The sequence below is a fragment of the Nitrospira sp. CR1.1 genome (assembly GCA_014055465.1).
In the GTDB taxonomy this organism is placed as follows: domain Bacteria; phylum Nitrospirota; class Nitrospiria; order Nitrospirales; family Nitrospiraceae; genus Nitrospira_A.
This window is the reverse complement of sequence record WIAF01000020.1, coordinates 18,455-30,237: the sequence shown is the minus strand read 5'-3', so window position 1 is coordinate 30,237 and position 11,783 is coordinate 18,455. Positions and strand designations below refer to the sequence as shown.

General features: G+C 59.0%; 7 protein-coding genes. All 7 read right to left on the bottom strand.

Annotation, left to right across the window (positions count from 1 at the left end; translation table 11 throughout):
* Window positions 1-125 (bottom strand): dehydrogenase (locus GDA65_20055; GenBank protein ID MBA5864979.1); only part of this gene is annotated, 125 nt, incomplete at its 3' end.
* Between the two features lie 87 nt (window positions 126-212).
* Entirely contained in the window at window positions 213-3,653 is a 3,441-nt protein-coding gene (locus GDA65_20050) for a molybdopterin-dependent oxidoreductase (GenBank protein ID MBA5864978.1), read from the bottom strand.
* A 462-nt stretch (window positions 3,654-4,115) separates the two neighbouring features.
* Window positions 4,116-5,636 (bottom strand): GAF domain-containing protein, encoded by a 1,521-nt coding sequence (locus GDA65_20045; protein MBA5864977.1) that lies wholly within the window; start codon window positions 5,634-5,636, stop codon window positions 4,116-4,118.
* A gap of 268 nt (window positions 5,637-5,904) precedes the next feature.
* Window positions 5,905-7,290, bottom strand: a complete 1,386-nt coding sequence (locus tag GDA65_20040) for an HlyD family efflux transporter periplasmic adaptor subunit (GenBank protein MBA5864976.1) — start codon at window positions 7,288-7,290, stop codon at window positions 5,905-5,907.
* 163 nt (window positions 7,291-7,453) lie between these two features.
* Complete coding sequence (locus GDA65_20035) at window positions 7,454-8,962, bottom strand: efflux transporter outer membrane subunit (GenBank protein MBA5864975.1); 1,509 nt, start codon at window positions 8,960-8,962, stop codon at window positions 7,454-7,456.
* The gene (locus GDA65_20030; protein MBA5864974.1) at window positions 8,959-10,557 is read right to left on the bottom strand and encodes a DHA2 family efflux MFS transporter permease subunit; all 1,599 of its coding nucleotides are present in this window, start codon (window positions 10,555-10,557) and stop codon (window positions 8,959-8,961) included. The genes GDA65_20035 and GDA65_20030 overlap by 4 nt, the downstream gene beginning before the upstream one ends.
* Before the next feature lie 18 nt (window positions 10,558-10,575).
* Window positions 10,576-11,442 (bottom strand): formate/nitrite transporter family protein, encoded by an 867-nt coding sequence (locus GDA65_20025; protein MBA5864973.1) that lies wholly within the window; start codon window positions 11,440-11,442, stop codon window positions 10,576-10,578.
* Window positions 11,443-11,783 lie beyond the last annotated feature (341 nt).

Below are 11,783 nucleotides of genomic sequence, written 5' to 3'. Positions count from 1 at the left end.
GAACAGGTCTGACAGGCCAAACAGCGATTGATGTTGAACACAAAGGCAAACTGCCACTTCGGATGCCGCTCCTCGTAGGGATACAGCATCTTCCGTCCCAGTTGCCAGTTATAGACTTCTGGCATTGACTTGCTCCTTTCAGTCGCAACTCGTCGTTCGCCAGTCGTGAAGCGCCGTTCGCGAGCGACGCTTCACGAGCGAAACGAGTCACGCTAGACTTTAATCTTGATATGTTCGCCTTTGAGCCACTTGGTCATGAACTCGTTTTCCTGGCCCGGCGTAAAGCCGGTCCGGACTGGTTCCCACGGCCCACGGGCTCCGATGCCGCCGTCTTCCGCCTTGGTGATGCGGATCAAGCATTCCTTCGGGACCGTGTTGACTGCATGGTGATCGATTTCGAATCCCCATTTAAACTTCAACGCATTCGCCTGCTTGCCCGGCAATGAATCGGTTTGATGCATCGGCATGAGCCAGCTCCTGGTAAATGATTGTTGCGCGCCGTACCGGAAGTTGGCCTGATAGCCGGTGTCCACCGCGATGGCGCGTCCGTCCGGCCGCGTCTCGTGGCCCTTCACCGACTTGGCTGTCGAGACGTAGGGCGCATGCTTCGCCATCGTGACGTGGTAGGGATATGAAGGGTTGTATTTCGCCCGGATCATCAATCGCGCAACCTTATAAAACGGATCCGAGGGCTTCCAGCCACGATAGGGCCGGTCCACCGGGTTGCCGTCCACATAACAATAATCGCCGTCATTAATGCCGCGGTCTTTCGCGGCCTGCGGATTGATATGGATCTGGTGCTCGCCGACGCCTGGCGTCCGTTTGTCCATGCGGTACGGATCGCCGAAGTTCGACTCATAAATCTGCACCCAGTCGTTCACCGACCATTGGCTATGCACCCGGTGCCGGGTCTTGGGCGTGACGCAGTAGAACTGGTAGCCCTTTTCCCACAACGGATTGGCATGCTGCTTGATCTCCGCCCACGGCAACTTGATGTTCCGCACCGTCTTATCGTCATGGTGCTGCGCGGTGACCGGAATCCCGTAGTCGTCCGGCCTGACATAGGGATTGGTCGTCATGATGGCATTCGGCAGATAGGGGGTACACTCCGGGCCTTCCCGGTGGACGATGAAGTTTTCCCCGTATTCGATGGCCTCGGGCTCCACTCGATAGGTCTCCAGCCGACCGGATCGTGTCCAGTGCGGTTTCGACTCATTGGTCTCCTCCCAGAGCGGATGCCGCGGGTAGGTGCGACACATGACCATCCACCCCTTTTCCGACTTCAACATGACATCCGCGCTGTAGCCGAAGAAGGTGCTGGAGGCATCGAGAATACGTTGTACATAGATGTCCACGCGATTGTGATAGACAAACTTGTACGTATCCGCCATCCGTTGCTCGCCCGTCATCTCCTTGAGCTTCGCGGCTACACCCGAAAAGCTGTCGAGATCGTTTCGAGTGTCATACAAGGGGCGAATCCCGCCCTTCCAGATCTGCACCCAGGGATTGGACACCGTCGCGGTCATCTCCGGATAGGTGAACTCCATCCAGGAATTCACGGCAAATGCCACGTCGGCATGGTTGACGTCCGAGGTCATCTCGATGTCTTGCGTCACCAGCATCTCGATGTTCGGATCAACGTTCTTCACCATGTCGTAATGATGTTTCGCGTTGTTGAGGATGTTGACGTTCACCACCCAGCGAACCTTGCTGGGGCTTGGCATATGCGTCTTGCCCGTGAACACTTTCCGCCCGTACTTCGGCGTATTGATAATCAACGCATTGTCGCCATGATTCCAATACCCCGGCTCTTCTCCATAATAGTATTTGCGATACTTGATCTCCTTGCCGTGCACGTCATCCTTGAGGTTCAAGTTCCAGGGATCTTCCCCCAGGTAGACGCTCGCGCCCGCGCCGGACCAGGGCGCCGCCTGCCAAATACCGACCTTGTAGTTGCCGGACCAGGTGTGACACCCGGTGCCGAACTTGCCGATGTTACCGGTCAGCATCAAGACCAGCGCCGCCGCACGGCCCATCGATGTCATATGAAAATAGTGACAGACGCCTTCGCCATTGTGGATGGCCGCCGGCTTGACCGTGCCGTAATCTCGTGCCCATCGCACGACCAAGTCTTTTGGCGCTCGGTTCACTTGGTGCACGGTGTCGAGATCGTAGTCCTGAAGATGAATTTGATACAGCTGATAGATCGGTATCGCGTCGATCTCACGCCCATTGAGCAATTTGATCCGGTACGTCCCGGTCAATGCCGGATCAATGCCGCTCTCCGCGAGGTGCATGCCGACCTGCTCACGATGTATTGGAACGGGTTTCCCCTTCGCCAGGTCCCACACCATCATGCCGCCGAGCCGGCGAATCTGATCTTGGGTCAATCCTTGCATCCGTCCCGAGTACGATTTGCTGAAGTCGGGTATCTGATAGTCCTTCACCACCTCGAATGGATCCAGGTACTGCAGGGTGTCTGTCCGCACCAGCAGCGGCATGTCCGTAAAGCCCTTGATGAAATCGATGTCCTGATAGTTCTCGTCGAGAATAATTTTGGCGGCGCCGAGAAACAAGGTGCCGTCCGTTTCCGGACGGACCGGAATCCAGTAATCCGCACGACTTGCAGTCGGGTTATATTCCGGGGTGATCACCACGAGGCGTGCGCCGCGCTCGATGGACTCGAGCTTCCAGTGCGCTTCCGGCATTTTGTTCTCGACGAAGTTCTTGCCCCAGCTGGTGTTCAGCTTCGTGAACCGCATATCGGCGAGATCAACGTCGCAATTTTGTGTCCCGTTCCACCACGGCTGCGACGGGTCTTGATCACCATGCCAGGTGTAGTTGTTCCAATAGCGGCCGCCCTGCGCCTGGTCAGGGTTAACCTTTCGAATCCAACTATCCAATAACGGCAGGATACAATTGTTGAATCGGGTATTGGCATGTTTTCCCATCATGCCCAGAATCGGCATGCCGGCGCGGTGTTTGAACGTCCGTACGCCCGCGCCCTTCATCATTTCGATCATTTCCGGCGCATAGCCCTGCTCGCGGAGCCGACGGGCCCCGGCTTCCCCGCTGTAGCGCGTGCCGATGACGACCAAGCCCTTGGCCACATAGGTAAAGGCCGTATCCCAGGAGACGCGGACCATGTCGTCGAGGAAGCGGCTGTCGAACTTGTACTTGCGCTTCACATCGGGCGTTAGCTCAGGGGAGCCATCATCCATCCACTGCTTCCAGCCTTTCCGCATCAACGGCCCCTTCAAGCGATAGGGTCCGTACACGCGGCGGTGGAAGGTGAAGCCTTTCAAGCACATGCGCGGGTTATGCGCGAACGTCCCGCGGTTGCCATAGAGGTCTTCGTACGTCTGGTGGTCGTAGTTCTGTTCCACCCGCATCACGACGCCGTTCCGGACGAAGGCCCGGATGCGGCAGGCATGGGTATCGTTCGGAGAGCAGCACCAGGTAAAGGACGAGTCGTACCGATACTGGTCGTGATACACCCGCTCCCAGGATCGGTCCGGGTATTCGCCTAACGGATTGTCCACTTCGACCACGGGTTGTAAGGCGGTCAGCGCCAAGGCCTTATCGGCAACGGCTGCCACTGCGACCGTCCCTGCCGAGGCTTTCAAGAACTGTCTGCGGGATAACTGCATCATGCACACCTCCTCAAATGAAGACAGGACACAGGATCGGCGCCACACTGTATGACGCCGCACCTGACGGAACCATTGACCGGGGCAAGACGATGTACGCGCAACCCCCTTCCAGATTGGTGATTCGTTCGCCACACCCATGCCCGGTCATACGTCGGTGCGACGACGCGCAGCCCGCCGCGCGAAGAACCACGCTCTTCGGTTAAAAAAATCCGCGCAGAAAAAATCACGACGAGCCCTTGTGCATCGCGCGTGCCACGCAGGCCTCGCCAGGAGGATGTCGTGCATGTCGTTGAAAGACCGGTCTTTCAACGTGAGGGCTTTCAGGGAAGTTCCGGAAGAGAGGAATCAGCCACGACAAGGCGTGGTGAGCGGCCACGGCGCCACCACGATCAGTCGTGGCGCCAGACAGCGAATGGGAACTCAAGGGAGAGGCATGAGAGGGGACGCGAAGGAGAACGGTATCTAGTTGCGGGAGGGCCGACGAATGCCGAGCTTCTTCAATCGACTGCGGAGCGTACTTGGCGCAAGACCCAACTGTTCAGCCGCGCCGCCGGGCCCTTCGATTCGCCAATCAAGCAGGGTCAGGGCCTGAAGAATATGGCGGCGCTCTTCGTCCACCAACGTCCGGCGCGGACTCGATTCGGGGGCGGCGGGCAGATTCATCATGGCCGGGTCGATGCGCAACCAGCGATCGTGGCAGAGGATCAATCCCCGCTCCACGAGGTTTTCGAGTTCCCGTACATTTCCCGGCCAGGCATAGTGCACCAGACGCTCCATCGATGGCGCGTCGAAATCTTCGCACGATCGTTTGAGGCGCCGGGCATGAAACCGGAGAAAATGCCGGGCGAGGATCGGGATGTCTTCCGGGCGTTCTCTGAGCGGCGGCATATGAATGGGAAACACATTCAGCCGATAGTACAGATCGCTACGGAATCGTCCCTGCTGAATCGCCTTGTCCAAATTGGCGTTCGTCGCCGCGATCACCCGCACATCGACCGGAATGGGTTTCGCGCTGCCGACTCGATCCACCAGCCCGTCTTGCAAGACACGCAACAGCTTCGCCTGCGCGTCGAGGGGCATTTCGCCGATCTCATCAAGGAACAACGTACCGCCGTCGGCCAGTTCAAATCGGCCGATACGCTGGTGATCCGCGCCGGTAAACGCGCCGCGTTCATGGCCGAATAATTCGCTTTCAATCAATCCGGCCGGGAGGGCGGCGCAGTTCAGCCGGACAAACGCCCGATCGCGCCGCAGGCTTCTCTCGTGAATGGTTCGCGCCAGGACCTCCTTGCCCGTTCCGGTTTCCCCGGTCACCATCACTGTCGCCGTTGTCGGGGCCGCCTGCCGCGCCAGCGTCAGCGCCGCTTCGAAGGCCCGGCTCCGGCCCGCGACCATGCCATAATCCTGGGTCGCTTTGAGCTCTTCATTCAGGTACACATTTTCCCGCGCAAGTTGTTCCCGTAGACGATTAATCTCCTCATAGGCATTGACGTGGGCAATCGCAAAGCCGATCTGGGTCGCCACCTGTTGGAGAAAATCCACATCGTCCGGATCGGGATGGCCGGCCTCGACGCTCCCGATATTCAAGGTGCCAAGGCAGGCTTCCTGCACGACCATGGGAAGGTTGATCATCCGCCCTAGCCCTTCCTGGGCATAACTTTCATCCTCGATGAAAAGCCGCTCCTCTCGGAGATAGGGCCGCACGTGCACCCGATGATGATCATAGACCCACCCCACCGCACTCTGTGCGCGCGGAATCATCGCATCACTTCGCAGCACGACTTTGGGCAGATTCGTCTCCACGGCGTAAAACCGGAAGGCGTCCGAGTGCAGATCGTAAACCGTGATTCCTGCCCGTTCCCAGCGAACCACTTTCGTTAACTGGTCCGTGATGGCGCGGAACAGGCTCTGCCGGTTTCGCTGGGAGTTCAGCACATTCGTGACCGACAAGAGAGTGCGATAGTTGAGCGTCACGTTCTGCACGGCATGCTTCTCCCGCCCAAGACTGGGACCGTTTGCAACCGTTGATCATGCGCTGTGGAACAAGACGCCGGCAGGAGAGACAACCACACACTCAACAAAGCGGGTACGCCTTGAATGCCGGTGTTGCTCGGAGCGCGTTGTTCATCATATGACGAGCCGACCGCGCATTCCAGACGAGGAGAGCAATCTTCATCGAAAAATAATCTGCGCTCGCCGCTGCCTGCGCTGCGGCGCCCGTAATGAACGTCTTGCCCCCAGGACATGACGACTAATGCCGGCCAATACCCGATGCGCGCCGCCCCTCATCCGCGCCAAACTCGGATTTCAGCTGCGACGGACGACGTCCCGCTTCAGGCCCCAATGATTTGGAATCGGGACCGACCGAAGGTGTAAGAGGGAAGGCGGTGGCCCCCAGATCAGGACTCCGCCGCGGCACAAACGAACTCGGACGCCGGTCATCCCGCTCGCGAGACCGATCAAACTTGGGAGACACCCTCCCTTCGCTCGGCGCCCTCTCCATGGCCTTCCGGGGAATCACCCGCTCGATGGCCCCCTCTTCTTCGAGAAGTGAATCGATGCCTTCCCCGGACTCATTGACCACCAGATTGGTCGCCATCACTTCTTCCGCCATGGACTCCGCCATGGGAAGCTCATCGGCATACACGTCCGTCTCATATTCGGCCGTGGACGGTGTGGCGAGCGACGTCCAGACGGATTGCCCAGACTCGCTGATGTTAATACTTGTCACGGTCGAGAGTCCGGGCCTGATCGGATGCTCCCGGAGCTCATCAGCCGGCAGCGCGATCCGCACCGGCACCCGTTCGACGATGTGAATGAAGTTTCCTGTGGAGTTGTCCGGTGGAAGCAAGGCGAACGCGCTTCCGCTGCCCGGGACGAGACCTTCGACGGTGCCGTGAAACGTTTGCTTGGACCCGTAGAGACTGACGCTCACCAAAGCCGGCTGCCCCGGGCGCACATGCTGCAGTTCCGTTTCACGCAGATTGGCCTCAACCCACAGATGATCCAGCGGAACAATCGTCATGAGCGAGGCGCCGGGCTGTACGCGATCGCCCACCTGAGCTTTTCGTTTGGCGACATAGCCCGATATGGGAGCGCGAATCTGTTGACGCGCATATTCCAGATGCGCTTCGATCAATTGATGTTTCGCCAGGTCGACGGACGGATGGGCCATCACGGTCGTCCCCCCGATCTGCGCATCGAGCGAGTCGAGCTCCGCCTGCGTTTCCCGCACCTCCGCTTCAAGACTCGCGATTTTGTCCGCCGTATTCTGCAAGATTTGTTTGGAGATGGCGCCGCTCGGAGAAGCCCGCTGATATCGCGCCATGTCGTGCTCAGCCAACTCCAAACGGGCGGTGCGCGATCGCAATTTCTCCGCCAGTTGTTTCCGGTTGATGAACAGCGCGGCGATCCGCCGGACCTCTTCGCCCAACCGTCCACGGGCCCTTCCCAATGCGGCATAGGCTTGATGTTCATCCAACCGAATGAGCAAGTCGCCGCGATTCACAAATTGTGTTTCCTCGGCCAGAACCTGCGTGACGATTCCGGACGCTTGCGCTGCGACCGGCACCAGGTTGCCGGTGACATAGGCATTGTCGGTCCGAACCCAAAACCGATCGTGGGTGTACCAGTACATGAGGTAGCCGACGGTCGCGATCAGGACCAGCCCCGCCACGACCAGTAGGCGTCGGTTCCGGCGTGCGCGAATGGCCTTCGGATGAATGCGATAGGAGCCCGCCGGCGGCGGCACGCCCGGCGATGGAGGAACCTGGGACGAATCTGCAGTGGTGGTCATAAATTTAGCTCGGGTTGTGTTGTGGTCGCTTTTCGATGTCCGGATTGTGATACCCGCCGCCCAGGGACTCGATCAGATCGACGGCGGCCACCAACTGATCGCTCTCCAGTGCTCTGAGAGCATATTCCTGTTCGAGCACGGGGTACCGATGACGCAGCACTTCGCGATCATCGTCCAGGCCGTTGACGAGCCGTACTTTCGCCAATTTCCAGTCTTCGCCCAGTGAGGCGACCAACCGTTTGTGGGAGGCCATGATCTCGTTGGTCGTCTGCCAAGCGCTCAAGCTGTCCGCGACTTCCCGCATCGCATCCAGCAGCGTATCGTTGTAGAGTTCCACCGCTGCATCGTATTCCGCGCGCTGCGCGCCCAATTCACCGCGCAACCGGCCGCCTTCAAACCAGGGCATCCGCAGGCCGGGCGCCAGACCATAGCTGAAGCTTTGACCGCTGAAGAGAAAATTCGCCAGCTTGTCGGTGCCCTTCGCTAAGGTCAAGGCATTAAATCCCACAAACCCCGTGAGATCGATGGTTGGATAAAACTGCGTGGTCGCCACCCTGACCAAACGCGAGGCGGCGTGCGCTCGGTACAAGGCGGCTGCCAAATCAGGGCGATGAACCAGCAGGCCGATTGACAAATGATCCGGCGCGGGAATCTGACGGGGAATATTCACCACGGGCTTGGCAAAGAGATGAGAGGCCTCGTCCGGCCCCTTGCCCGCTAACCGCGCCAGCAAATGCCGCTGCACATCCAATTGATCGCGGATGGCGGCTTGCCGCTTGAACGCCGCCTCGTAGTCGGCCACGGCGATTTTGAACGGCTGATCATTGTCGAGTCCGAGGCGAAACCGGGTTTCCGCAAGGGTCTTGAGATCGCGGCGGATGCCGACAATCGTCTTCACAATGCCGAGTTGCTGTTGAAGAGCCTGCCCACGGAAATAGGCGCGGGCAATACCGGTCGTTAATCGAAGCCGCACTTCGGCCAGTTCCGCCTCTTCGGCGGCCGCATGGCCCAGAGCCGCCTCGAGCATGGCTCTGTTCTTGCCCCAGAAATCGAATTCATACCGGAAGCTGAGCGGGTTGATGATGCCGTACATGATCTTGATCCCGGCCACTTCGGGATTCAGGGCGGCGAACACCCCATGTTGAGAGATGCGCTCATAGGTCAACGAGGCATCGGCTTCCAGGAACGGCAACAAGCGGGCGCCTTCCACCTTCACCAGCGACGTGGCCTGCCGCAACCGGGCAGACGCATGTTTCAGCCCGGGATTGTCCTTGAGCGCGGTTTCAATCAGCCCGCTCAGCTCGGGATTTCCGAACTGTTCCCACCAATGATCCTCTGGCCAATTCTGCAGCCGGCTTGTGACCTCGGCGAGCGTCTCGGCCATTTCCGGCGGTTCGAGATACTGTGCAGGAGGATCGCCTTTGGGAATCCAGGCGCAGCTCGCGAAGAGCAGCGCACAGCCTATCCCGAAACTGATTCGCACCCGGCGCACTGCCGTTGAACGCGATCTCATGGAACCTCCTCAATCAACTCCTCGGCGCGCCGCACGCGCAGATCGTCCGCAGGACGGGACGCGATGGGCACATGCGTCGGATGCGCGAACCAGACGAGAACGCCCAGTCCGATAAAGATAAAACTGGCCACGAGAAACGCATCGTTGAGGCCGAGTATCGCCGCTTCCTGCCGGATCACCAGGCCGAGCTTGGCCTGGGCTTCAGAGGGAGACAAACCAGCCGCCTGGAGCTTCGCTGCCAGTTGCCCCATCGGATCGTACGAGATCGACTGCCGGCCCCCGAAATGATCGGCTAAATGCAGTTGATGGAAATGAATGCGCCGGAACAGAACAATGCCTTGAAAGGTGATGCCAAATGCGCCGGCGGCGACCCGCAACAAATTGGCGACTTCCGCCGCACGCATGAGTAACGGACCCGAAAGGCCGTGCAAGGTCAGCACGGTGATCGGGGTGAAAAAGGAACCCAGAAAAATTCCTTCCACCACCATCGGCCAGAACAATTCTTCATACGAATGCGGGTCGTCGTACAATCCGATCCAGTAAAACGTCCAGGCAAAGCCGAGACAGTTGAGGCAGACCAACCAGCGCGCATCGACATATTTACACAGGTAATGCATGACGGCGATGATCGGGGCGCTCAGCAAGACCAAGGGCAGTAGCGCCAGGCCGGCCAACTTAGACGAATAGCCCAGAATGAGTTGAATCTGTACGATTAGAAGGGACAACAATCCCTGAACTGAGAAAAACCCGAGTGTCAGACTGATGACCCCAATGACAAAATTGCGATGCATGAACAGCCGGAGGTCCAGTGTCGGATGCCGCTCCCCGAGTTCCCAAATAATGAAACAGGGAAACGCGATGAGCAATACCACGGCGATGACTTGAAGGAACGGCGAGTCCAGCCAGTCGAAATCGTTGCCCATGTTGAGCAATGTTTGAAGTCCCAGTAACAGGACGGCCAGCAGCAGAAACCCGACCAGGTCGAAGCGAGCATACCGTCGATGGAATCCGCGGCCGTACAATAAGGCGCCCAACGTGCCGACAATCACTAGCGTGAGCACAAAATCCAGATAAAAAAGAAAGCGCCACCCGAGCATGTAGGCAATGTAGCCCCCCGCCGGCATCCCGATGGTGAAGGGGGTGATGCTGAAGAGCCCCCAGACGGTCAAGGCGACAGCCTTGAGCCGTTTGGGATATTCGTTGAGCAACATGGACTGGGCAATCGGCAGGGTGATACCGCCGGCAATACCTTGCACGATGCGCGCGGGAACGAATTGCGCAAGCGTTCGGCTGTCGCCGCACAGATAGGAGGCGACACTGTACACCATGAACGCGCCGATCAGGAGCCGGTAGTCGCCGATCCGTCCCGACAGGTACCGCGCAAGCGGAAACCCCAACGCCAGCCCGACCATGAAGTCGGTTTGCGCCCAGGTCAGAAAACTGGGCAGTACCCCGCCCAGATCCCCCGATACATGCGGCAACAAGGCGATGTACGAGCCGGCATTGAACAACACGACGATGTGCGACAAGCCGAGTACGGCGTTGAAGAGGACGAAGCGCCATCCGTGTAATCGCCTGAAATACACCGCACCCATGACTACGCGTCCTCACTTCTAATACGACGGTGAATATCCGGCCTGATCGCTCCCGGCGTTGACGGGCTGAGCCGGAGCCTGAGCTGCGGCCGGGGCCGTCGTCCGATGCGCCGCATAGATCGCCAGTCCCGTAAAGACCATGCCGCCAGCCAGATTCCCCAGCGTCACGGGAATCTGGTTCCAGAGCCACCAGGTGGAGAGGCTGATGTCCGCGCCGAGCATCATGCCGACCGGCATGAGAAACATATTGACCACGGCATGTTCGAACCCTTGCGAAAAGAACAAGAGGGTCGGGCCCCAGATCGCGACAAATTTCCCGGGCAACGACGTCGACATGTAGGCCGCGACAACGGCGAGACTGACCATCCAGTTACATAATATGCCTTTGGTGAATGCCGCGAGAAGCCCCGCGGAACCGTGTGAGGCGTAGTAGGTGGTTTTGGCTTGCGCAATCGCAATCAATTTATTGCCGACCGCATTGATCGGCGCATCGCCTGCCGTGGTCAACGCGATCGCGAACAACGCCGCATAGAGCACGCTTCCGAGGAGATTGCCCAGGAAGACCCACCCCCAATTCGCAAACACCTGAGACAGTCCGGCGTTTTTCTGGCCGTCGGCCGCGGCGACAGGGAGGAGCGCGAAGCTTCCCGTGATGATCTCCGCGCCGAGCAGAATAGCCAACGCCAGGCCGAACGGAAAGAGCAGACTTCCCAGGATCCAATAGCCGGTTTCGACGGCCACTGTGACGGCCATGCTCGTCCCGATCCCCAGATACGCACCGGCCAACATGCCGCGCAGCAATAGCTGGCGTGGTGGCAAACTCAACTTGAGGGCGCCACCGGCCAACATACTCTCCACCACGCCGTAGGGTTTCACATAGTCCATTGTCTCCTCCTTGTTCGGTCCGCCATTCCTTGCACTTCGCGCGATTCACCGACTCGGTCCCCGAGACCCGACAACAGTACCCTGAGCAAGGCGCATGCCTCGCGAAGAATCGCGTCGACGCGCGGACGTCGCTTCGACAGATGAGACTTCTTGCATCTACTAGCGGGCGTTTCACTGGTTTGCGCGATCAGGAAAGCAGCCTGCATCCGGGCGGGATCGCACGGGCGCACGGTGCGAAATCGCTCATTGCTCTACGGGAAGGCAGGGTTGGAGCGCCTGAGCGGAAGTCCAAGGTGTCCGCAGGCAAACCGAATGGTCATCGACCGGAGCGATCAATCAAC